This window comes from Methylobacterium sp. TK31, from assembly GCF_055361545.1.
Window position 1 is genome coordinate 1,132,479 of record NZ_CM143964.1, and the last position, 20,076, is coordinate 1,152,554.

The 20,076-nt window shown below is 71.3% G+C and carries 23 protein-coding genes and 2 tRNA genes; 17 read left to right on the forward strand and 8 right to left on the reverse strand.

Features of this window, described 5'->3' with window-relative positions:
- Positions 1–3: 3 nt before the first annotated feature.
- Positions 4–297 carry a hypothetical protein gene (locus ACXJY8_RS05125; protein ID WP_463776916.1) on the reverse strand — a complete coding sequence of 98 codons (294 nt, stop codon included), beginning with the start codon at positions 295–297 and terminating at the stop codon, positions 4–6.
- 216 nt (positions 298–513) lie between these two features.
- On the opposite strand from ACXJY8_RS05125, the gene ACXJY8_RS05130 reads away from it, so the two are divergent.
- Entirely contained in the window at positions 514–1,149 is a 636-nt protein-coding gene (locus ACXJY8_RS05130; RefSeq protein ID WP_463776918.1) for a glutathione binding-like protein, read from the forward strand.
- A 46-nt stretch (positions 1,150–1,195) separates the two neighbouring features.
- On the opposite strand, the gene ACXJY8_RS05135 is transcribed toward ACXJY8_RS05130, so the two are convergent.
- Complete coding sequence (locus tag ACXJY8_RS05135; RefSeq protein WP_463776920.1) at positions 1,196–1,738, reverse strand: DUF2147 domain-containing protein; 543 nt, start codon at positions 1,736–1,738, stop codon at positions 1,196–1,198.
- A 289-nt stretch (positions 1,739–2,027) separates the two neighbouring features.
- Between ACXJY8_RS05135 and ndk the strand changes: the two genes are divergently transcribed.
- Both ndk and ACXJY8_RS05145 read left to right on the forward strand, forming a co-directional pair.
- Complete coding sequence (gene ndk / locus ACXJY8_RS05140) at positions 2,028–2,450, forward strand: nucleoside-diphosphate kinase (RefSeq protein ID WP_463776923.1); 423 nt, start codon at positions 2,028–2,030, stop codon at positions 2,448–2,450.
- Positions 2,451–2,584: 134 nt separating this feature from the next.
- Positions 2,585–2,962 carry a hypothetical protein gene (locus ACXJY8_RS05145; RefSeq protein ID WP_463776926.1) on the forward strand — a complete coding sequence of 126 codons (378 nt, stop codon included), beginning with the start codon at positions 2,585–2,587 and terminating at the stop codon, positions 2,960–2,962.
- A 19-nt stretch (positions 2,963–2,981) separates the two neighbouring features.
- Here the strand turns inward: ACXJY8_RS05145 and ACXJY8_RS05150 are convergent, their stop codons facing one another.
- Entirely contained in the window at positions 2,982–4,145 is a 1,164-nt protein-coding gene (locus ACXJY8_RS05150; RefSeq protein WP_463776928.1) for an AI-2E family transporter, read from the reverse strand.
- Between the two features lie 297 nt (positions 4,146–4,442).
- Here ACXJY8_RS05150 and ACXJY8_RS05155 point away from each other — a divergent pair, with 297 nt between their 5' ends.
- From ACXJY8_RS05155 to ACXJY8_RS05195, 9 genes are all read left to right on the forward strand, one after another.
- Positions 4,443–4,745: an acyl carrier protein gene (locus ACXJY8_RS05155; RefSeq protein ID WP_055949487.1), complete on the forward strand. Its 303-nt coding sequence runs from the start codon at positions 4,443–4,445 to the stop codon at positions 4,743–4,745.
- 77 nt (positions 4,746–4,822) lie between these two features.
- Positions 4,823–5,293 carry a 3-hydroxyacyl-ACP dehydratase FabZ family protein gene (locus tag ACXJY8_RS05160; RefSeq protein WP_463776933.1) on the forward strand — a complete coding sequence of 157 codons (471 nt, stop codon included), beginning with the start codon at positions 4,823–4,825 and terminating at the stop codon, positions 5,291–5,293.
- Positions 5,294–5,303: 10 nt separating this feature from the next.
- Complete coding sequence (locus ACXJY8_RS05165) at positions 5,304–6,443, forward strand: beta-ketoacyl-ACP synthase (RefSeq protein ID WP_463776936.1); 1,140 nt, start codon at positions 5,304–5,306, stop codon at positions 6,441–6,443.
- A 53-nt stretch (positions 6,444–6,496) separates the two neighbouring features.
- Complete coding sequence (locus ACXJY8_RS05170) at positions 6,497–7,795, forward strand: beta-ketoacyl-ACP synthase (protein WP_463776939.1); 1,299 nt, start codon at positions 6,497–6,499, stop codon at positions 7,793–7,795.
- The gene (locus tag ACXJY8_RS05175) at positions 7,792–8,559 is read left to right on the forward strand and encodes an SDR family NAD(P)-dependent oxidoreductase (protein WP_463776941.1); all 768 of its coding nucleotides are present in this window, start codon (positions 7,792–7,794) and stop codon (positions 8,557–8,559) included. The genes ACXJY8_RS05170 and ACXJY8_RS05175 overlap by 4 nt, the downstream gene beginning before the upstream one ends.
- Positions 8,560–8,617: 58 nt before the next feature.
- Positions 8,618–8,893: an SH3 domain-containing protein gene (locus ACXJY8_RS05180; protein ID WP_463776944.1), complete on the forward strand. Its 276-nt coding sequence runs from the start codon at positions 8,618–8,620 to the stop codon at positions 8,891–8,893.
- A gap of 109 nt (positions 8,894–9,002) precedes the next feature.
- Positions 9,003–10,025, forward strand: a complete 1,023-nt coding sequence (locus ACXJY8_RS05185) for a zinc-binding dehydrogenase (RefSeq protein WP_463776948.1) — start codon at positions 9,003–9,005, stop codon at positions 10,023–10,025.
- A gap of 114 nt (positions 10,026–10,139) precedes the next feature.
- A complete protein-coding gene (locus tag ACXJY8_RS05190) occupies positions 10,140–11,162 on the forward strand; it encodes a lipid A biosynthesis lauroyl acyltransferase (protein ID WP_463776952.1) in 1,023 nt (340 codons plus the stop codon).
- A gap of 4 nt (positions 11,163–11,166) precedes the next feature.
- Complete coding sequence (locus ACXJY8_RS05195) at positions 11,167–11,940, forward strand: DUF1223 domain-containing protein (RefSeq protein WP_463776955.1); 774 nt, start codon at positions 11,167–11,169, stop codon at positions 11,938–11,940.
- Between the two features lie 113 nt (positions 11,941–12,053).
- On the opposite strand, the gene ACXJY8_RS05200 is transcribed toward ACXJY8_RS05195, so the two are convergent.
- From ACXJY8_RS05200 to ACXJY8_RS05215, 4 genes are all read right to left on the reverse strand, one after another.
- Positions 12,054–12,929, reverse strand: a complete 876-nt coding sequence (locus ACXJY8_RS05200; protein WP_463776958.1) for an outer membrane protein — start codon at positions 12,927–12,929, stop codon at positions 12,054–12,056.
- Between the two features lie 377 nt (positions 12,930–13,306).
- Positions 13,307–14,587: an aminopeptidase gene (locus tag ACXJY8_RS05205; protein WP_463776960.1), complete on the reverse strand. Its 1,281-nt coding sequence runs from the start codon at positions 14,585–14,587 to the stop codon at positions 13,307–13,309.
- 108 nt (positions 14,588–14,695) lie between these two features.
- Positions 14,696–14,989, reverse strand: a complete 294-nt coding sequence (locus ACXJY8_RS05210; RefSeq protein WP_056468938.1) for a DUF2218 domain-containing protein — start codon at positions 14,987–14,989, stop codon at positions 14,696–14,698.
- A 235-nt stretch (positions 14,990–15,224) separates the two neighbouring features.
- Positions 15,225–16,724: an FAD-binding oxidoreductase gene (locus tag ACXJY8_RS05215; protein WP_463776964.1), complete on the reverse strand. Its 1,500-nt coding sequence runs from the start codon at positions 16,722–16,724 to the stop codon at positions 15,225–15,227.
- Between the two features lie 147 nt (positions 16,725–16,871).
- Between ACXJY8_RS05215 and ACXJY8_RS05220 the strand changes: the two genes are divergently transcribed.
- From ACXJY8_RS05220 to ACXJY8_RS05235, 4 genes are all read left to right on the forward strand, one after another.
- Positions 16,872–17,570, forward strand: a complete 699-nt coding sequence (locus ACXJY8_RS05220) for a fumarylacetoacetate hydrolase family protein (protein ID WP_463776966.1) — start codon at positions 16,872–16,874, stop codon at positions 17,568–17,570.
- Between the two features lie 5 nt (positions 17,571–17,575).
- A complete protein-coding gene (locus ACXJY8_RS05225; RefSeq protein WP_463776968.1) occupies positions 17,576–18,052 on the forward strand; it encodes an NUDIX domain-containing protein in 477 nt (158 codons plus the stop codon).
- A gap of 135 nt (positions 18,053–18,187) precedes the next feature.
- Positions 18,188–18,262 (forward strand) — tRNA-Gly (locus ACXJY8_RS05230).
- A gap of 110 nt (positions 18,263–18,372) precedes the next feature.
- Positions 18,373–18,447 (forward strand) — tRNA-Gly (locus tag ACXJY8_RS05235).
- Positions 18,448–18,528: 81 nt separating this feature from the next.
- On the opposite strand, the gene ftrA is transcribed toward ACXJY8_RS05235, so the two are convergent.
- Positions 18,529–19,524 carry a transcriptional regulator FtrA gene (gene ftrA / locus ACXJY8_RS05240; RefSeq protein WP_463776971.1) on the reverse strand — a complete coding sequence of 332 codons (996 nt, stop codon included), beginning with the start codon at positions 19,522–19,524 and terminating at the stop codon, positions 18,529–18,531.
- An 86-nt stretch (positions 19,525–19,610) separates the two neighbouring features.
- On the opposite strand from ftrA, the gene ACXJY8_RS05245 reads away from it, so the two are divergent.
- Positions 19,611–20,027, forward strand: coding sequence for a rhodanese-like domain-containing protein (locus tag ACXJY8_RS05245; RefSeq protein WP_463776975.1), 417 nt, complete (start codon positions 19,611–19,613; stop codon positions 20,025–20,027).
- Positions 20,028–20,076 lie beyond the last annotated feature (49 nt).

Genomic DNA, 20,076 nt, shown 5'->3' on the forward strand with positions numbered 1-20,076 from the left:
GGATCAGGCGTTCACCTGCTTCAGTCGCTTCACGCACTTGCTGTAATATTGGGGCCATTTCGGTCCCTGCGCGGCCTTGTCGGCCACCGAGAGGGCGCGCCACTCGGCGCCGCACTTCTTCTGGCGCTCGCGGGCCGCGCTCTGGCCGACGCTGAGTTCCTTGGCGGGCTTGGGCGCCGCCGCGGCTTGTGCCAGCGCACCGCCGGAGACGAGGGAGCTTGTCACAACCAGGGGACTTGCCAGAAGCAGCAAGCCCGCGAACAAAGCATTGGCGCGGCGCGAACGGAACGACAGCATGACGACCCCCGGGACGTTTGGGCGCCGCCATCCGGCGGGCCGTCCGCATCACAGCCACAACCGTGGGCGAGGGCAAGCGCCATCTGTGCGGGTAGGCGTGCGATCCACTGCTCCCGCCACCGCCCGTGCCGATGGCACGGAGTCTGCAACCTTCCGCTCGCGTTCCGGATTGTTTCGGCGAATCGAGCGGGCCTGAACAGGGTCGGAAACATCAGCATGGCACACGCCCCGGGAAAACCCATCGACGTGCACACCTGGAGCACGCCGAACGGCTGGAAGATCCCGATCATGCTGGAGGAGTGCGGGCTGCCCTACCGGGTGGTGCCGGTGAATATCGGTCGGGGCGACCAGATGGCCCCGGACTTCCTGCAGATCTCGCCCAACAACAAGATCCCCGCCATCGTCGACCCGGACGGCCCGGGGGGCGAGCCGATCACGGTGTTCGAGTCGGGCGCGATCCTGCAGTATCTCGGCCGCAAGACCGGCTGCCTCTATCCCGCCGACGAGCGCGCCCGGGTGGCCGTGGACGAATGGCTGTTCTGGCAGGTGGGCGGCTTCGGGCCGATGCTGGGCCAGGTCCACCATTTCCGGATCTACGCGCAGGAGAAGATCCCCTACGCGATCGACCGCTTCACCGCGGAGGCGCAGCGCCTCTACGGCGTGCTCGACAAGCGCCTCGCGGACCGGGACTACGTGGCGGGCGACTTCTCCATCGCCGACATCGCGATCCTGCCCTGGGCCAAGTACCACGAGAAGCAGAGCATCGAACTCGCCGCCGTGCCCCACGTGCGGGCCTGGCTCGACCGCGTCATGGAGCGGCCGGCCGTGCAGAGGGGCTTCGCGGCGGTCTGAGCGAGAGCGCCTCGATCCAGGGCCGCCCCCCCTCGATGTGTCGACCTCACTCGGCCGGGGCGGCGGCCTTGGCGGGCGCGGCCTTGGCGGCCTTCGGCGCCGGGCGCGGGGCCGGGGCCGATTCGGGCGTGGCGGCGGAAGCCTGCTGGTTCACGTCGGGCACCCGGGTCCAGGTCTGCGAACCGCACAGGACCTTGAGAAGGCAACCGGAGACCGAGAGCTCGGAGCTGCTCTCCCGCTCCAGGCTGACCTGGTACATCTTGCCCTCGTCGGCGTTGTAGATCTCGCCGGAGAACTTCGTCTCCTCGGGCTTCAGGTTGTCGAGGAGCGTCAGGCCGAGCACGGGCCGGCTGCGCTTCTTCGGATCGGGGTTCTTGATGTCCGTACGCGGGCTGCCGTCCTCGTTGGTCGCGGTCTTGGCCCAGACCACCTTGCCGCAGATGTTGGCGGCACCCGGACCGCAGCGGTCGATGCGGACCTTGGCGCGGCCGTCCCCGGTGAGCCAGGTGCCCGACGGGTCCTGGGCCGGCGCGGCGGAGGCGGGGGCGAGGCCGGCGAGGATGAAGGCGGCGGTGAGGGCGACGCGCATGTCCTGGTCTCCATGTGGCGTGGCTGCGGCGGGACGCCGGCGGCCAGAGGGTCGGCAGGGATCGGTGTCGGCCCCGTCGGGGGAGGGCCGTGATCGTCTGGCCACAGGAGGCGTCCGCATTCGGGCGATTTTCCGGCGCTGTTGCGCCAAAGCCATGGCGGCCGGGAAACCGGTGCCGTGGCCCCGGTTATCCCCCACGAATCCGCCTCGGGTTGAGGGTCGGGAGTCCGCCCGCTATAAGCCCGGCGCCGAAGCCATTTTCGGCTGAGCGATCACAACCGGACGGACCATGGCCACCGAGCGCACCTTCTCCATTCTCAAGCCCGACGCGACGAAGCGGAACCTGACCGGCGCGGTCAACGCCGTGATCGAGAAGGCGGGCCTGCGCATCGTCGGTCAGCGCCGCATCCAGATGAGCCGCGCCCAGGCCGAGAAGTTCTACGAGATCCACAAGGAGCGCCCGTTCTTCGGCGAGCTCGTGGAGTTCATGACCTCCGGCCCGGTCGTCGTGCAGGTGCTCGAGGGCGAGAACGCCGTCGCCAAGTACCGCGAAGTGATGGGCGCCACCAACCCGGCCAACGCCGACGAGGGCACCATCCGCAAGACCTTCTCCGAGTCGGTCGGCGAGAACACCGTCCACGGCTCCGACAGCATCGAGAACGCCAAGGCCGAGATCGCCCAGTTCTTCCAGGATTCCGACATCGTCGGCTGAAGCCCGCGGCGCGCCGGAGCTTCGCGGAAGCTCCGGCGTTTGCCGTCCCAGTGTGGCCCCGGCGCCCTTGCGCGGCGGGGGCACGGACGTGAAACCGGTTCGTTCCCGAATCGCTTTCACGGACCCATCATTCCATGCGCTCCATCGCCCCGCGCACCGGCCGGCTCCTGCTCGCCGCCGGCCTGCTCTCGCTCGTCGCCGCCTGCAACGCCAACAAGTCCGGCCCGACCGCGTCCCTCGAGGGCTACACCCCCGATCCGGCCTTGAAGACGGCCTCCACCGGCAACCTCACGGGCCGCGTGCGCCACGCCTGCACCGTGACCCAGGCCCGCCTGCAGAACGTCTCCGAGGTCTCCCTCGCGCGCCCCTGCGGCTGCTACGCGAACCAGACGCTCGCGAGCCTCGACAAGGGCGAGCTCGATGCCTACCGCAGCACCGGCTACTTCAACGATTCGGCCCGCACCAAGGCCCTGAACGCCCTCGACAGCTGCAAGCTGCCGCGCCCGGCGTGAGGCGCGGCGCGCCCCGGGCTCAGGCCCGGGGTGCCTCCTCCGGCCGGCCTTGCGTGAAGTCCCGCCAGAGCAGGATCAGCGCGGCCATCACCGCCGGACCGAGGAACAGGCCGAGGAGGCCGAAGGTCTCGACGCCGCCGAGGATGCCAAGGAGCACCCAGAGGAAGGGCAGGCGGGTCGTGCCGCCGATCAGCGCCGGGCGCACGAAGTGGTCCGCCACGAAGGTGACGACGAAGCCCGCCACCACGACCACCACCGCCGGCACCACCGCGCCGTTGGCGAGCAGGATCGCCGCCGCGATGCCGAAGACCAGGGGCGCCCCGAACGGGATCATCGCCGCCACGGCCGTCAGCGCCCCGAGCAGCACCGGGTGCGGCACACCGGCGAAGTAGTAGACGATCCCCAGGAGCACGCCCTCGCCGAGGCCGACCAGGACGAGGCCGTCCACGGTACCGTGGACCGAGGCCACCATCTGCCGCGCCACCCGCTCGCCCCGGGGCCCGAACAGCTTCGCGCTGGCGGTCAGCGCCTGGGCAGCCACCGCCCGCCCGTCCCGGAACAGGAAGAACAGCGCCACCAGGGTGAAGCCGAACAGGACGACCCGCCGGACGATCTGCGCCCCGAGGCTGCGGGTGACCCCGATCACCGAGGAGTTGTCGAAGCGGTGCAGGAGTTCCGAGCCGGCCGCCGGATGGCTCAGGTTCTCCGCCCACCAGGCCTGCGCCTGCGCCGCGCCGAAGGGGAGATGGCCGAGGAAATCCGGGACCGGGATGCCGGATTTCTCGAAGGAGCGCGCCCAGGCGACCACGTCGTGGGCCTCGCGCGCCGCTTGCACGCCCAGAACCACCAGGGGGATCAGGAAGACCAGGGCCACCGCCGCGGTGAACAGCAGGGGCAGCAGGATGTTGTGCCGGCCCGGTGGCCAGCGCCGCTCGGCGCGGGCGTAGAGGGGCCCGAGGGCGATCGCCAGGATCACGGCCCAGACCAGGGCCGGGATGAAGTGGTGCAGCACCCAGATCCCGAGGCCCGCGAGGGCGAGGATCAGGGCGAGGCGGGCCAGACTCTGCGACGGCCCCGACAGCGGGTGCGCGCCCGCACGCGGCGGATGGTCGGGGGACAGGCGCGGGTCGGGCGCGCCCGCCGGCGGCGCTCCGGCCGGCGTCACGGAGGGAAGTTGTGCCATCGTGTTGATCGACCTCGTGGGGACCGGCCGCGGCGGCACGTCCTCAGCGTCCATCTAGTCCATCGCCGCAGGATCGGAATGGAGGCGGCCGCCCGATCGCGACGCCGTGATGGCCAAGGTTGCCCCTCCTACACCCCTCGTGTAAGGGACCGCCTTCACTGTCCAGGGCGGCGGAAACGCCGGCCGAAGGGGCATGCTGCGCGACCGGGGGCACCGGGCACCATGCGCCGGATCGCTCCGGCCCCCGATCGGCTCGGGCCGAACCCGGTGGGATACCCAGTCACACGGCGAGAACGCATGTCCGACCAGACCCATACCGCAACCTTCGACCGCGTCGCGGACATCATCGCCGACACCGCCGACATCCCGCGCGACACGATCACGCCCGAGAGCCACGCCATCGACGACCTCGGGATCGATTCGCTCGCCTTCCTCGACATCGCCTTCGCGGTGGACAAGGCCTTCGGCATCAAGCTCCCGCTCGAGCGTTGGACCCAGGAGGTCAACGAGGGCAAGGTGCCGGCCGAGGAGTACTTCGTCCTCAAGAACCTCTGCGCCCGCATCGACGCCCTGGTGGCCGAGAAGGCCGCCAAAGCCTGAATCCGAGCCGCCCGGAACACCCTCGGCGACCGGCGCGGCCTCTTCGAAACACCCGCCCGCACGGGACCCTGGACGCCATGCGCCTCGAATATTTCGAGATGATCGACGCCGTGACCCGGTTCGACCGGGAGACCGGCCGGATCGAGGCTCTGGCCCGCGTGCCGATGGAGAGCCCGGTCTTCGAGGGGCACTTCCCCGATCACCCGCTCGTGCCGGGCGTGCTGCTCACAGAGACCATGGCGCAGGCCTCGGGCTACCTCGTGCTCGCCCATCTGGGGTTCCGGCAGATGCCGTTCCTGATGGGCGTGGACAAGGCGCGCTTCCGCTCCTTCGTCGGCCCGGGCGCCGAGCTGCAGATCGAGGCGAGCCTCGAACATGACGGCTCGGGCTACGCGGTGACCAAGGCGGCGATCCGTCACGACGGCAAGCCGCTGGCCAATGCCGAGCTGCGCTTCCGCACCATGCCGTTCCCGGCCGGCCTCGACGCGCCGATGCGCGAGCGGGCCCGCCGGATCGGGCTGTTCGATCTCGCGGGCGAGCCCGCATGAGCATGACCGCATGAGCGAACTTCGCGACGTCGTCGTCACCGGCATCGGCCTCGTCTCCTGCGCGGGCGAGGGCCTCGCGGCGCATCTGGCGGCCTTCGACGCGGGTGCGCCGGCGCGCACGGATACCGAGACCTTCGCGCCCTACACGGTGCATCCGGTCGCGCCCCTCGCCCTCGACGGACAGATCCCGAAGAAATCCGACCAGCGCCAGATGGAGCCCTGGCAGCGCCTCGGCGTCTACGCCGCCGGTCTCGCCCTCGATTCCGCCGGGGTGAAGGGCGATGCCGACCTCAAGGGGCGCATGCACCTCGTGGTCTCGGCCGGCGGCGGCGAGCGCGACACGGCGGTGGACGGCGCCATCCTCACGGGCCTGCGCGAGGCGGTCGACCCGGGCGCCTACCTCAACGAGCACCTGCAGAACGACCTGCGCCCGACCCTGTTCCTGGCCCAGCTCTCGAACCTGCTCGCCGGCAATATCGGCATCGTCCACGGGGTCACCGGCGCCTCGCGCACCTTCATGGGCGAGGAGGCCGCCGGCACCGACGCCCTGCGCATCGCCCAGGCGCGGATCGCCTCCGGGCAGGTGGACTGCATGCTGGTGGGCGGCTCCTACAGCGCCGAGCGCCCGGACGTGATGGTGATCCACGAGATGGGCGGCTTCCTGCGCGCCCGCGACTTCCGCCCGGTCTTCGACCGGGTTCCGGAGGACGAGGCCGGCTTCATCCTGGGAAGCGCCGCCGCGTTCCTGGTTCTGGAGGCCGCCGAGCACGCTGCCGCGCGCGGCGCGCGGGCGCTCGCCCGCCTCGGCCCGGTGGGCAGCGACCGCACGCAGCGCGCCCCCGGCAGCACCGAGGCCAGCCTCGCGGCCCTCTGGGCGGCGGCGGGCGTCGCGGCGCCCGACGCCGTGCTCGCCGGCGCCACCGGCGTCGCCCCGGTCACGGCCGAAGAGGGTGCGGCCCTGGCGCGCCTCGCGCCGGGCGTGGCCGTGACGGCCCTGGGCGACCTCGCCGGCCACACCCTCGAGACGGTGGCCCCCTTCGGCGCCGCCCTGGCGGCGGCGCTCGTCGCCGAGCGGGGCCTGCGCGAGGTGGCGGTGACGGTGGTGGGCCATCGCCGCGGCGAGGGCGTGATCCGGGTGACGGCGGCCTGACACGGGGCGATCCCGGACTCCGGTCGCGACGAAATAGAGTGTAAGACGGCGCGATGACGAACCAACCTCTCAGCGACACCAGGGTTCGGGACGCGAAGGGCCGGCCGCTGGTGGCGGTCACCGGCCTGGGCATCGTCACCTCCCTGGGACAGGGGCAGGCCGACAACTGGGCCGCGCTGACCGCCGGCCGGTCCGGCATCCACGCCATCCGGCGCTTCCCCACGGAGGGCCTGCGCACCCGCATCGCCGGCACCGTCGATTTCCTCGACACCGATCCCCTGGTGGCGCCGGCCCTGTCGCAGCGCTTCGCGGAGGCCGCCGCCGACGAGGCGATCGCGCAGGCGGGCATCGGCCGCCCCGGCGACTTCCCCGGCGCCCTGTTCATCGCCGTGCCCCCGGTGGAGATCGAGTGGCCGCAACGTCAGGCCCTGGCCGAGGCCTCGGGTCAGAGCGGCCCGATCACCTACGCGGATCTGCAGCGCGCCGCCGCGAGCCGGCGCTTCGACCCCTGGCACGACCTCTTCATCTTCGGCACGGTAGCCGACCACATCGCCGACCGGTTCGGCACCAAGGGCTCGCCGATCCCGCTCTCCACCGCCTGCTCGTCCGGCGCCACCGCGATCCAGCTCGGCGTCGAGGCGATCCGGCGCGGCGAGGTCACCGCCGCCCTGTGCATCGGCACCGACGGCTCGGTGAATCCGGAATCCCTGATCCGATTCTCGCTGCTCTCGGCCCTGTCCACCCAGAACGACCCGCCGGAAGCCGCCTCGAAGCCGTTCTCGAAGAACCGCGACGGCTTCGTCATGGGCGAGGGCGCCGGGGCGCTGGTGCTGGAGGATGCCGAGGCGGCACGGACCCGGGGCGCCAGGATCCTCGGCTACGTGCTCGGCTGCGGCGAGAAGGGGGACGGTTTCCACCGCACCCGGTCGAGCCCCGACGGCGCCCCCGGCATCGCGGCGATCCGCGCCGCCCTGCAGGATGCCGACACGGCCCCCGACGCCATCGACACCGTGAATGCCCACGGCACCTCGACGCCGGAGAACGACAAGATGGAGGCGATGAGCTGCGCCGCCGTGTTCGGCGACCGCATCCGCGCCCTGCCGGTCTCCTCCAACAAGTCGATGATCGGGCACACCCTCACGGCCGCCGGCGCGGTGGAGGCGGTGATCTCGCTCCTCACCATCGCCCACGGGCGCATCCCGCCGACGATCAACTACGCGGTGCCCGACCCCGCCATCCCCCTCGACATCGTGGCCGAGGCCCGGGACGTGCCCGTGCGCCGGGTGCTGTCGAACTCGTTCGGCTTCGGCGGCCAGAACACCTGCCTCGTTCTGGCGGACGAGCCGGCATGAGTGCGGGGGTCGCTCGTCGCGTCCTCGTCACCGGCGGCGCATCCGGCCTCGGCGCGGCGATCGTGCGGGCGCTGGCCGCCGCCGGCCACGACGTGGCCTTCACCTACCGCTCCTCCGCCGAGGCCGCCGAGCGGCTGGTGGCGGAGCTGTCGGCGGCCCATCCCGGCCGCACGATCACCGCGGAGGCCCTCGATCTCGCCGACCGTGCCGCCATCGAGGCGTTCTGCGAGGGCCTCGAGGCCGGCGAGGGCTTCCACGGCTTCGTCCACAATGCCGGCCAATCCTACGACGCGCTGGCAGCGATGCTGGACCAGGATCGGGCCGAGGCGGCCATGCAGGTGAACTTCTGGTCGCTCACGCGCCTGGCGAAGTCCCTGATCCGGGGCATGATCCGCGCGCGCTCGGGACGCATCGTCGCCATCGGCTCGGTGGCCGCCCTCCAGGCCAATCCCGGCAACGCGGCCTACGCCGCCACCAAGGGCGCCCTGGTCGCCTATTGCCGCACCCTGGCGGTCGAGTCGGCCAAGCGCGGCGTCACCGTCAACGTGATCGCGCCCGGCTTCATCGATACCGGGATGATGGCCCCTTACGCCGCCTACCGCGCCACGATGGAGCGTCAGATTCCCGCCGGCCGCTTCGCCAGGCCAGAGGACGTCGCCGCTCTGGCGGCCTTCCTGATGGGTGAGGGCGCCGCCTACATCACCGGGGCGGTGCTGCCCGTCGACGGCGGCCTCACCGCGATGATGGGCGTCCACCGCTCCTGAGGCCGAACCGACCATGTCCCCGCGCTTCGTGTCCCCTCGCTTCGTGTCCCCTCGCCCGATGTCCCCGATCCGCGCCGCGCTGGTCCTCGCACTGCTCGCCGCCGGTCCCGCCGCCGCCGAAGCCTTCCGGGTCGACGGCCTGCCGCGTGGCGAGACCCTAAGCATCCGCGAGACGCCCGATGCCGCCGCGCCCGCCCTCGGCCAGGCCCCGATGGGGACCCGCCTGCGCGGCTTCGGCTGCACCGCCGAGACCCCGAGCGGCCTGACCTGGTGCCGGGTCAAGGCCGGCCCGATCCTCGGCTGGGCCCGGCGGCGCTACCTGTCACCGGAGTGAGACCGCTCCGGCGGGTTGATGCCTCGTCCCGCGAAGGCTAGCGAGGGGCGCATGAACGCCCGGCCCTCGCGAGGGCCTCCGCGGCGCCCCGCGAACGGAAGCGAGCCTCATGCAATCCCTCCAGCTCCACGGTGACCGCGACCTGCGCCTCGAGGACGTCGCGGAGCCCGCCGCCCCCGGCCCCGGCGAGGTCCAGATCCGCGTGCGTGCGGTGGGCCTGAACTTCATCGATGTCTGGGGCTTCCGCGGCATGGCCTTCGCCAAGCGCAAGCTGCCGCTCGCGGTCGGCGCCGAGGCCTCGGGCGAGATCGTCTGCGTCGGCGCGGGGGTCGAGGGGCTGGCGACGGGCGACCGGGTGGCGATGTACGGCGCCCAGACCTGCGGCCGGTGCAAGGCCTGCCGGGAGGGCCGCGACAACCTCTGCGAGGACGTCTCCGGCGTCATGGGCTTCCACATCGACGGCTTCGCCCGGGAACGCGTGACCATGCCGGCGCGCCTCGTCATCAAGATGCCGGACGGCGTGAGCTTCACCGATGCGGCCTGCGCGCCCGTGGCGTTCGGCACCGTGCAGCACATGCTGTTCGACAATGCCCGCCTGGAGCCCGGCGAGAGCATCCTCGTACATGCCGGCGGTTCCGGCATCGGCACCGCCGCGATCAAGATGGCCAAGGCCATCGGCTGCACCGTGTTCACCACGGTGGGCGACGATGCCAAGGGCGAGAAGGCGAAGGCGCTCGGCGCCGACCACGTCATCAACTATCGCGAGGAGCGCTTCGAGGGCGAGGTCCGGCGCCTGACGAAGCGCAAGGGCGTCGACGTGGTGTTCGAGCATGTCGGGCCCGACACCTGGAACGGCTCGCTGCTCTGCCTCAAGCGCGGCGGACGCCTCGTCACCTGCGGCTCCACCTCCGGCGTCTCCACCACCATGAACCTGATGCAGCTGTTCCAGCAGCAATACCGCATCACCGGCTCGTTCGGCTGCTCGATGGCCAACATCCGCGACGCGATGGCCAAGATGGCGCAGGGCATCACGCCGGTGATCGACACGGTGCTGCCCCTGGTGGATTTCGCGCAGGGGCTGGAGCGCCTGGAATCCCGGAAGGTATTCGGCAAAATCCTCGTGACGCTCTGACAGGATTCTCGTGACGCTCTGAGTTGCAGCGCACACGGGTGCCCACCCGCGTGAAAATGAATTATGCCAGGAGCCAGGGTCGTCGCCGGAACGTCCCGCGTCACGGGATTCGTTTTGCTTCGCCTCGCCCTCGTCCTGAAGCGCAACCTGCCACGCCTCGCCGGGCTCGCGATGATTCCCCTGATCCGGGGGCTGTTCTGGCTGGCACGGAGCCTCGGGGCGGAGCGCGCGAGCCGGCTCGGCGGCCGGATCGTCCGGACCGTGGGTCCGTTCCTGCCCGCCCACCGCATCGCGATGGCGAACCTGCGGGCGGCCTTTCCCGAGCGTGACGAGGCCGCGATCCGAGCCCTCGCCCTGGAAGCCTGGGACAATCTTGGGCGCACCGGCGCGGAATACGCCCATCTCCACACGCTGATCGACATCGACCCGGCCGATCTCACCGCCAGCCGGCGCATCACGGTCGCGGGCGAGAGCCACTTCGCCGACCTGCGCGACGACGGCAAGCCGGGCCTGATCTTCTCGGCCCACCTGGCGAACTGGGAGCTGCCGGCGATCTGCGCGGCCCGGTTCGGCCTGGACGCCACCGCGATCTTCCGCCCCCCCAACGACGCGGCGTCCGCCCGCCTGGTTCAGGAGGTCCGCCGCCAGACCATGGGCGGTCTGGCCGCGGCGGGGCAGGGCGCGGTGTTTGCCATGCAGGGCGTGGTCGAGCGCGGCGGCCATCTCGGCCAGCTCATCGACCAGCACTTCACCCGCGGCGTCGTGGTGGAATTCTTCGGCAAGCCCGTCCTGGTCAATCCGCTGCTGGGTAAGCTCGCCCGGCACTACGAGTGTCCGGTCCACGGGGCGCGGGTGGTCCGGCGCGACGGCTCGGGCTTCCACCTCGAGTTGACGCCGCCCCTCGAGCTTCCGCGCGACGCTTCCGGTGCCATCGACGTCCAGGGTGCCATGCAGGCGATGACGCGGGTGATCGAGGGCTGGATCCGCGAGAATCCCGGGCAGTGGCTCTGGATGCACCGGCGCTGGCGCCCCGCGATGCTTCCGAAGCCGAAACCGGCGCAGACGCCCGGACCGGACGCAGCGGGCGAGGATCGAGCGACCGTGATGACCGGGAATGGCCGGGCGGCGGTATCCTGAGTTCATGAGCCGCGACGCCACGCCCCTCCCGCGCCGAACCGCCGGCCTGCGCCTCGCCCTGCTCGTCGCGGCCGGCGTCCTGGTGTCGGCTGCCGCCCGGGTCTCGGCGGGCGAGCGCATGCCCGTGGTGATCGAACTCTACACCAGCCAGGGTTGCGCCTCCTGCCAGCCGGCCTCGCGGGTGCTCGGCGAGTTCGCCCGCGACCCCGGCATCATCGCCCTGACCTTCCCGATCACCTATTGGGACTATCTCGGTTGGAAGGACGTCTACGCCCAGCCCGCCTTCACGGCGCGGCAGCGGGCCTACGCGTCCCTGCGCGGCGAGCGGCAGGTCTTCACGCCGCAGGCCATCGTCAACGGCGAGCCCTCGATGATCCGCTCGGACCGCAATTCGCTGGAGCGGGCCCTGCGCCGCGCCCGGGCCGGGAGTCCGGTCCAGGTATCGGTCCGAAGCTGGGAAGAGGGCGACCGCATCTTCATCGATGTCGGCGCGAGCAGCGTGACGGACGCCAAGGCCGAACTCTGGCTGCTGCCGGTGATGCGCCGCCGCCGGATCGCCATCGGCGGCGGCGAGAACAAGGGTCAGGCCTTCGATTACATCAACGTCGTGCGGGGAATGCACCGGATCGGCCCCTGGACGGGCCATGCGGCGCATTACGAAGTGCCGCGCCACGCGGCCCAGATCGCCGAGGCCGATTCCTACGTGGTCGTGCTCCAGGGCGGCAACGAGGGGCGCCCCACCCGCATCCTCGGCGCCGCCAAGGCCCCGGGTTTCTGAAAGGCTTTCCGCAGCGGCACCACCCCGGGATCGCTCCCGGGGTGCCGTTTGACTGAGCGGCCAGTCTGATCGGGCTGGGGATGCTCAGGCCAAAGGGAGGTCCGTCCGATGCCTCAGTACGTGCCGAACTTGTAGTTCAGGCCGGCGCGGACGACGGCGAATTCGTCGGAGCGACGGCTGGCATAGCCCGTGGCGGCGGCATAATCCGTGCCGGAAACGCTGTACTGGGTCCCGGTGGAGTTCGAGTAGGCGAACACGCCGTTGCTGCTGTTGCGGTCGAGGCTGACATACAGCCCTTCGACCTTCAGCGTGACGGCCGAGGACCGGAAGAAGTTCAGGAACGAGTCGGTCGGCAGGGCGTACTCGATGCCGCCGCCGGCGGCCCAGCCCGTGCGGAACGTGTCCCCGGTGCTGTTGGGCAGGCCGAAACTGGAGCCGCCGCCACCGCCATAGGCGAAACCGCCGGTGCCGTAGACCAGGGTCCGGTCGAAGGCGTAGCCGAGGCGACCGCGTACGGTGCCGAAATAATCGAGGTTCGACAGGCCGTTCGGGTTGACGAAGGTTAGGTCGGCATTGGGCGTGCCGACGAAGGATGCCGTGTTGCGGCTGGTTCCGAAGCCGAGATACTGCGCATCGGCCTCGACGCCGACGACGAAGCCCGAGCCCGGCGCGAGCTGATAATTGTAGCCGATCTGGCCGCCGCCGGTGAAGCCGTCGTTGGCGTTGCGGTTGCTGAAGGCGACGAGGCCTGGAGCGGCGCCGTTGGCGATGATGCCCGAGGCGGCCGTGGTGCCGATGACGGTGGCGCCGCTGCTGCCGCTGGCATCGAAGCCGTAGCCGGCGTTGAGACCCGCGTAGAAGCCGGTCCAGCTGAAGACGGGCACCGCGGTGAAGACCGGCGGCGCCACGCGGCGCGGAAGGTCGGCGGCGGAGGCCGCCCCGGCGAGCACCGCGGCCATCGGGCCGGCCAGCAGATAGGTCTTGGTCATGAGATCCTCGTTGTCTCCCGCGGGAGATCGCGAGCCCGGACGATGGATCCGATCCGCCGGTCGATCCCCGTTCATCCGTTCCGGGGCACGAGCGTGCGTCCGGGCGGCGTCGGGATCGGCCGATTCGATCGCCGCCCGCGCGTGCCGGCAAACGCGCGGCGCGGTGATCGGACGGTTTCCCGAACGGTGGGCTCAGGAAGTGGGTTCGGAGCATCGGCCCGTCAGGGCGGCTGCAGGTCCGTGGCCGGTGCGACCACGTCCCAACCTTGCGTGGGAAATTTGCCCACGTCAATCCAGCAGACCAGATCGGCGTGCGCCCGCACACGATGGGGGCGCACGCAAATGACTGCGGAGCTAGTCCGGCTGGAGGTGCCGGTTCAGGCGACCCATTCGCCGGCCCGCATCACGGGGATCGCCCGGCCCTCGGCGGACAGGCCGTCGACATCGATCCGGTCGGAGCCGATCATCCAGTCGATGTGGATCAGGCTGCGATTGGCGCCCCGCGCCGCGAGGTCGTCCTCGCTGAAATCCGCGCCGCCGTTGCGGAAGCACTTGCTGTAGGCCTGGCCCAGGGCGATGTGGCTCGCGGCGTTCTCATCGTAGAGGGTGTTGTAGAACAGGAGCCCCGAGGCGGAGATCGCCGAGGAGGCCGGCACCAGGGCGACCTCGCCGAGGCGACGCGCGCCCTCGTCGGTCTCCAGCACCTTGGCGAGCACGTCGCCGCCGGTGCGGGCGGTGGCCTCGACGATGCGCCCTCCCTCGAAGCGCACCTGGATGCCGTCGATCAGGGTGCCCTGGTAGGAGAGGGGCTTGGTGCTGGTAACGGTGCCGTCCACCCGGTCCTTGTGCGGGGTGGTGAAAACCTCCTCGGTGGGGATGTTGGCGTTGCAGACGATGCCGCTGCGCGAGGCCGAGGCGCCGCCGCACCATTCGTGGTCGTCGGCGAGGCCCACGGTGAGGTCCGTGCCGGGCCCGAAGAAGCGCAGGGCCGCGAAGCGATGGGTGTTGAGCGCGTCCATCCGGGCGTGCAGGGCGGCGTTGTGCGCTTCCCAGGCCGCCACCGGATCCGGGCCGTCGACCCGTGAGGCCGCGAAGATCGCATCCCACAGACGGGACACGGCCTCGGCCTCCGGCAGGTCGGGGAACACCGTGCGGGCCCAGGGGCTCGTCGCTGCCGAGACGATCGTCCAGTTGGTGGAGAAGTTGGCGATGAGCTCGAGGGCCGGCACGTAGGCCCTGGAGCGCGCCCGGTTCGCGCGGGCCACCTTGGCCGAGTCCTGGCCGGCGAGGAGGGAAGGGTCGTCGCCCGCGATGGCGAGGCGGGCGGCACCGTTGCGGTAGGCCTCGGCCATGCCGCTGTAGAGCCAGCCGGCGGCGGTATCGAAGGCCGCGTCGGGCGCGTAGGCGAACCGCGCCAGGGTGGCGGCGTCGTCCGTGTAGAAGGTGGTCACCAGCGAGGCGCCGGCCTTGTAGGCCTGCTCGGTGATCAGCCGGGCCAGCGGCACCGTTTCCAGAGGGGCGGTGATCACGAGTTCCTGTCCGGGCCGGAGGCCCAGGCCGACCTTCACGGCGACCTCGGCCAGGCGCTCCAGGCGCTCGGCGTGCCGCGTACCCTGTGCAGGGGCAGCCCCGCTCGTTGTCTGCGCGATCCCGTCCATGCCTGTCTCCCGGTGCGTCCCGACGCGTCTCGCGCTCAAGATCAGGTCCCGGGACGACAGGTCAACCCTCCGCCGACGCGGAACGGGCCGACCGGCCGCGGCAGGAATTCAGGCGGCGCGCGACCAGGTGATCTCGCCGAGGTTCTCGCGGAAGGCGAAGCGCAGGAGATGATCGGACACCACGTTCTCCAGGCGCGTCAGGGCGGCCGGATCGGGGGTCGCGACCCGCATCAGCAGGGCGTCGGGGCCGGCCTCGAAGGTGCAGACCCGGTCCTCGCCGAAGGGCACGCGGCCGGCATCCTCGGTGGCTTCCACCGGGAACTTGTGGCTCCAGTGGCGGCAGAGCTGCTTGAGGTAGCGGCTCGCCTCCGCCGTGGGAACTCTCGCCTGGGAAGTCGGCATCGAACGTGTCTCCTGCTCGGTCTTCGATCGCGACGGCCGATCTGATCTCTCTTCCAAGAGAAGCGGCAAGGGTTAAGACCGGGCTAACCCACCGCACTGCAACCAGCTGTCCGTCGTTGTCGTGCAACCTCTTCCGCCCGCAGCCGAGCCGATTTATGGCGCGTTGCGGTCCATAATCTGGCAAGTCCTTGTGCGTCGCACAACGTCAATCCGGCGACGACAGGTCGGGTTCCGGCTAATTTTTTGTTGAGCCTTCCGAAAAACCGAATGATGCCGGACCGGCCGCGCCCTTCGTCCGGTGAACCTGCTCCGGCGACCCCCTTCCCGAGTCCAAGACCTTGCCGGGGTTGAGGATGTTGGCGGGATCCAAGGCCGCCTTGAGGCTTCGCATCAGGTCGAGGGCGACCGGGTCGGCGTAGCGTGCCAGCTCCGCGCGCTTGCGCAGGCCGACGCCGTGCTCGGCCGCGATCGAGCCTTGGAGCGCCGCGACGATGTCGTGGACGATCCGGTTGAAGCGCTCCCAGGCGGCGAGGAAGGCGGCGCGGTCCATACCCACGGGCTGGCTCAGGTTGAAATGGATGTTGCCGTCCCCGAAATGCCCGAAGGCGCAGACCCGCAGGCCCGGCATCTCCGCCTCGCAGGCCCGCGTCGCCCGGGCGAGGAATTCCGGCAGGCGGGAGAGCGGCACCGAGACATCGTGCTTGATCGAGGCGCCCTCGGCCTTCTGCACCTCCGACAGGCTCTCGCGCAGGTCCCAGAAGGCGTTCGCCTGCGCCTCGCTCGCCGCCGGGACGGCATTCTCGAGAAGCCCCGCATCCTGCGCCCGAACGAGGAGCGACTCCAGCAGGGCGCCGGCATCGTCGCCGGGGCGGGTCGTCGACAGCTCCACCAGGGCGTAGGCCGCGTGCGAGCCCGCGAGCGGCCGGCGGGCCCCGGCCCGATGACGCAGCACGATCTCCAGGCCGAAGGGCGCGATGTACTCGAAGGCGGTGAGGGCCGGGCCGGCCTCGGCCCGCAGGCTTCGGAACAGGGCGAGGGCGGCCTCCGCCGAGGCGAGGCCGACGAAGGCCACGGACCGCGAGACCGGCCGGGGATAAAGCTTCAGCACCGCCGCGGTGATCAGCCCGAGGGTTCCCTCCGAGCCGAGGAACAGGTGCTTGAGGTCGTAGCCGGCATTGTCCTTGCGCAGGCCCTTCAGCCCGTTCCAGATCCGGCCGTCGGCCAGCACCACCTCCAGCCCGAGGACGAGGTCCCGGGCATTGCCGTAGGCGAGCACCGCGGTGCCGCCCGCATTGGTGGCGAGATTGCCGCCGATCCGGCACGAGCCCTCCGAAGCCAGGGAGAGCGGGAACAGCATCCCGGCTTCCGCGGCCGCCGCCTGCACGTCGGCCAGAACCATCCCGGCTTCCACCGTGATGCTGGCATTGACGGGATCGAGTGCGCGCAGCCGGTTCAGCCGCGCCAGGGAGAGGACGATGCCCCCCTGCGGCAGGCCGCCCCCGACATGGCCGGTATTCCCACCCTGCGCCACCACCGGCACCCCCGCCTCGGCACAGGCGCGCACCACGAGGGCGACGGCCTCGGTGTCGGCGGGCCGCACCACCGCGATGGCATGGCCGCGCTCCAGGCCGCGGGTCTCGGCCAGGTGAGGCGCGAGGTCGGCCGGGTCGGTCAGGACATGGTCAGTGCCGAGATGCGCGGCGAGGTACGCCAGCAGGCGGGAAGGGTCGGTCACCACGGATCTCACAACGGCAGGCCACGGGCGGCGGCGGGATGGCGCGGCCGGGCCTGCCGCCTATGATAGGGATGGCGCGCCGTCCTGTGCAGGGCGAGCGACCGGGCGCCGTGCCGCAGCGGCCGAGAGAAGAGGTTGGAGAGACCCATGCTGTCCGTGATCCCGAACCCGCCCCGCACCGCCCTCCCGATCGTCGGCAGCGACGACCTCTTCCCGGTCCGGCGGGTCTATTGCGTCGGCCGCAACTACGCCGCCCACGCCCGCGAGATGGGCAAGGACCCCGACCGCGAGCCGCCGTTCTTCTTCATGAAACCCGCCGACGCCCTGCAGATCGTGACCGGCGACGCCCCCGTGGACCATCCCTATCCGCCGCGCACAGAGAACTACCATTTCGAGGTGGAGATGGTGGCGGCTCTCGGCCTCGGTGGCCGGGACATCCCGGAAGCCTCCGCCCTCGACCACGTCTACGGCTATGCGGTGGGCCTCGACATGACCCGGCGCGACGTGCAGGACGAGGCCAAGCGCCTGGCGCGGCCCTGGGACCTCGCAAAATCTGCCGACGCCTCGGCGCCGATCGGGCCGCTGCACCCGGCCTCGGCCATCGGTCACCCGGTGCGGGGGGCCATCATCTTGGCGGTGGATGCGGGCGAGCGCCAGCGCGGCGACCTCTCCGAGATGATCTGGTCGATCCCCGAGCAGGTCGCGCTGCTCTCGACCTATTTCGAGTTGCATCCCGGCGACCTCATCTTCACCGGCACCCCCTCGGGCGTCGGCGCGGTCCGGCGCGGCGAGACGATGACGGCCGCCATCGACGGCCTCGGCGCCATCCGCCTGCACGTCGTCTGAGCCGGATGCTCCTCGACCGGTCCTGGATGCGGCGCCTGGTTCATTACGGCGCGCTCGCGACCCGCGGCATGACCCTGGGCGTGCGCGGGGCCGCCATCGATGCGGAGGGCCGGGTCTGCCTCGTGCGCCACACCTACGTGGCGGGCTGGCACCTGCCGGGCGGCGGCATCGAGGCGGGGGAGAGTGCGGTGACGGCGATGATCCGCGAGTTCCGCGAGGAGGCCGAGATCGTGGTCGATCCCGGCCGCCCCATGCGGCTGCACGGCTTCTACCACAACCTCACGGCGGCCGGGCGCGACCACGTCGCACTCTACGTGGCCGCCGGCTTCTCGGTGCGGGCGCCGAAGCACCCCGACCGCGAGATCGCCGCCTGCGGCTTCTTCCCCCTTGATGCGCTGCCGGCCGAAACCACCGCCGCCACCCGCGCCCGCCTGCGCGAGATCCGCGAGGGCCTGCCCCCGGCCGCCCACTGGCAGGCCTGACGGCCGTCATGACGCCGGCAAACGGCCCCGGTGTCCGGCGCCCGGATTCAGCGCTTGCAACGCCCGGCGGAATGGTGTTTAGAGACGCCGTCCGGGGCCGCCGGCGGGTCTTTCCCACCAGTGGCGCGGTTGTGAGCGGGTGTAGCTCAGGGGTAGAGCACAACCTTGCCAAGGTTGGGGTCGAGGGTTCGAATCCCTTCGCCCGCTCCAATAGACCGAACGAGACGACCGGAGCGACAGCCGCTGAGAGGCGGCTTTTTGCTTCGTTGAGACGACGAACCTTTCCGGCACGAGGAATTCCTCCGCCAGGATGGGTGTGAGCGGGTGTAGCTCAGGGGTAGAGCACAACCTTGCCAAGGTTGGGGTCGAGGGTTCGAATCCCTTCGCCCGCTCCAGTTTTCCCAACCAAGATTGAGACGATGCAACGCCCTCCGGGGCGTTTTTGTGTTTCCGGACCGTGTGTTGGCGGTGTCCGTTCACGCCTTTTCGAGGCGCGGGGCACGGCCGGCTTGATAGGCCGCGGGCGTCACCGCGAAACGGCGCCGGAAGTGCTGGCGCAGGGCCGCGGCCGTGGCGAAGCCCGCCGCCTCGGCGACGGCCTGAAGTGGCTGGTCCGCCTGGTCCAGCAGGTCCCGGGCCCGGGCGAGCCGCAGGTCGAGGAGCCAGCGGGCCGGCGTCGTGCCGGTGGCGGCGGAAAAGCGGCGCAGCAGGGTCCGGGGGCTCATGCCGGCACGGTCCGCCAGATCGGCGACCGGCCAGTCGCGGGCCGGCGCCGCCCGCATCGCGTCGAGCAGCGGCCCGATCCGCCCCGACTCGTGAAGCGTCGGGACCGCCCCCGCGACGACCTGGGCCTGGCCGCCGTCCCGATGGGGCGGGACGACGAGGCGCCGCGCGACGGCGTTGGCGGCGCCCGGCCCGAAGTCGCGGCGCACGAGGTGCAGGCAGAGGTCGATCCCGGCGGCCGAACCGGCGGAGGTCAGGATCGCTCCCTCGTCCACGTAGAGCACGTCGGGAGTGAAGCGGATGCCGGGATGGCGTGCGGCCAGCGCCGCGGCGTGACGCCAGTGGGTGGTGGCGCGCCGCCCCTCCAGCAGGCCCGCGGCGGCGAGGACGAAGACGCCGGAGCAGATCGACAGGACGCGCGCCCCGCGGGCGGCGGCCCTGCGCAGGGCGGCGGCGAGGGCCTCGGGCACCGGCATCTCAGCCCCGCGCCAGCCCGGCACCACGATGGTGCCGGCCCGATCGAGGAGGTCGAGACCGCCATCCGCGAGCAGGCGCACGCCGCCCTCGGCCCGCAGCGGACCCGGATCGACCGCGGCCACGGCGAAGCGGTACCAGTCCGGACCCATCTCGGGGCGCGGCAGGCCGAAGATCTCCACGGCGACGCCGAACTCGAAGGTGCAGAGCCCGTCATAGGCCAACACCACCACGAGGCGGTCGGCGGGGGAGAGGCGGGCCTGCGGCTTTGGCATGATCGCGACGCTAACTGGCAATTCGGCCCGCCGCCAAGCGTCGCGCCCACTGCTAGCTCTGGGCGGCCCCGAGACGGAGACCGACGATGAGCCCCGTGACCGCCATTCCCGCTTGCCCGCCCGCGATCGCGCGCGACCACTTCCGCCGCCGCCTAGCCCTGGAGACCGACTGCGCCGACGTGGCGGCCGCCCTGGAGGCAGGCCCGCCCGATTTCGTGCTGCTGCACGCGGTCGGCTCGGAGGCGGCGTTCCGGCGCCGCCACATCCCGGGGGCCGTACACCTGCCGCACCGCCTGATCACGGCCGAGCGCCTCGCCGCCTGGCCCGTCGACACGCTGTTCGTGGTCTACTGCGCCGGTCCCCATTGCAACGGAGCCGACCGCGCCGCCCTGCGGCTCGCCGAACTCGGCCGACCGGTCAAGCTCATGCTCGGCGGACTCACGGGCTGGGCCGACGAGGGACTGACCTTCGCCGAAGATCTTTCGGCGACGGGTGAATCCTGAAAGAGGCCCGCGTCGGCCAACCGGCTCTTCAACCTTCCTTTACCATAGG

Coding starts and splice junctions, on each gene's coding strand:
- ACXJY8_RS05165 (WP_463776936.1), top strand. CDS start 5,304: ATGAGCGAACTTCGCGACGTCGTCGTCACCGGCATCGGCCTCGTCTCC.
- ACXJY8_RS05160 (WP_463776933.1), top strand. CDS start 4,823: ATGCGCCTCGAATATTTCGAGATGATCGACGCCGTGACCCGGTTCGAC.
- ACXJY8_RS05220 (WP_463776966.1), top strand. CDS start 16,872: ATGCTGTCCGTGATCCCGAACCCGCCCCGCACCGCCCTCCCGATCGTC.
- ftrA (WP_463776971.1), bottom strand. CDS start 19,524: ATGCCAAAGCCGCAGGCCCGCCTCTCCCCCGCCGACCGCCTCGTGGTG.
- ACXJY8_RS05135 (WP_463776920.1), bottom strand. CDS start 1,738: ATGCGCGTCGCCCTCACCGCCGCCTTCATCCTCGCCGGCCTCGCCCCC.
- ACXJY8_RS05185 (WP_463776948.1), top strand. CDS start 9,003: ATGCAATCCCTCCAGCTCCACGGTGACCGCGACCTGCGCCTCGAGGAC.
- ACXJY8_RS05225 (WP_463776968.1), top strand. CDS start 17,576: ATGCTCCTCGACCGGTCCTGGATGCGGCGCCTGGTTCATTACGGCGCG.
- ACXJY8_RS05195 (WP_463776955.1), top strand. CDS start 11,167: ATGAGCCGCGACGCCACGCCCCTCCCGCGCCGAACCGCCGGCCTGCGC.
- ACXJY8_RS05175 (WP_463776941.1), top strand. CDS start 7,792: ATGAGTGCGGGGGTCGCTCGTCGCGTCCTCGTCACCGGCGGCGCATCC.
- ACXJY8_RS05125 (WP_463776916.1), bottom strand. CDS start 297: ATGCTGTCGTTCCGTTCGCGCCGCGCCAATGCTTTGTTCGCGGGCTTG.
- ACXJY8_RS05150 (WP_463776928.1), bottom strand. CDS start 4,145: ATGGCACAACTTCCCTCCGTGACGCCGGCCGGAGCGCCGCCGGCGGGC.
- ACXJY8_RS05180 (WP_463776944.1), top strand. CDS start 8,618: ATGTCCCCGATCCGCGCCGCGCTGGTCCTCGCACTGCTCGCCGCCGGT.
- ACXJY8_RS05155 (WP_055949487.1), top strand. CDS start 4,443: ATGTCCGACCAGACCCATACCGCAACCTTCGACCGCGTCGCGGACATC.
- ACXJY8_RS05130 (WP_463776918.1), top strand. CDS start 514: ATGGCACACGCCCCGGGAAAACCCATCGACGTGCACACCTGGAGCACG.
- ACXJY8_RS05170 (WP_463776939.1), top strand. CDS start 6,497: ATGACGAACCAACCTCTCAGCGACACCAGGGTTCGGGACGCGAAGGGC.
- ndk (WP_463776923.1), top strand. CDS start 2,028: ATGGCCACCGAGCGCACCTTCTCCATTCTCAAGCCCGACGCGACGAAG.
- ACXJY8_RS05210 (WP_056468938.1), bottom strand. CDS start 14,989: ATGCCGACTTCCCAGGCGAGAGTTCCCACGGCGGAGGCGAGCCGCTAC.
- ACXJY8_RS05245 (WP_463776975.1), top strand. CDS start 19,611: ATGAGCCCCGTGACCGCCATTCCCGCTTGCCCGCCCGCGATCGCGCGC.
- ACXJY8_RS05205 (WP_463776960.1), bottom strand. CDS start 14,587: ATGGACGGGATCGCGCAGACAACGAGCGGGGCTGCCCCTGCACAGGGT.
- ACXJY8_RS05145 (WP_463776926.1), top strand. CDS start 2,585: ATGCGCTCCATCGCCCCGCGCACCGGCCGGCTCCTGCTCGCCGCCGGC.
- ACXJY8_RS05200 (WP_463776958.1), bottom strand. CDS start 12,929: ATGACCAAGACCTATCTGCTGGCCGGCCCGATGGCCGCGGTGCTCGCC.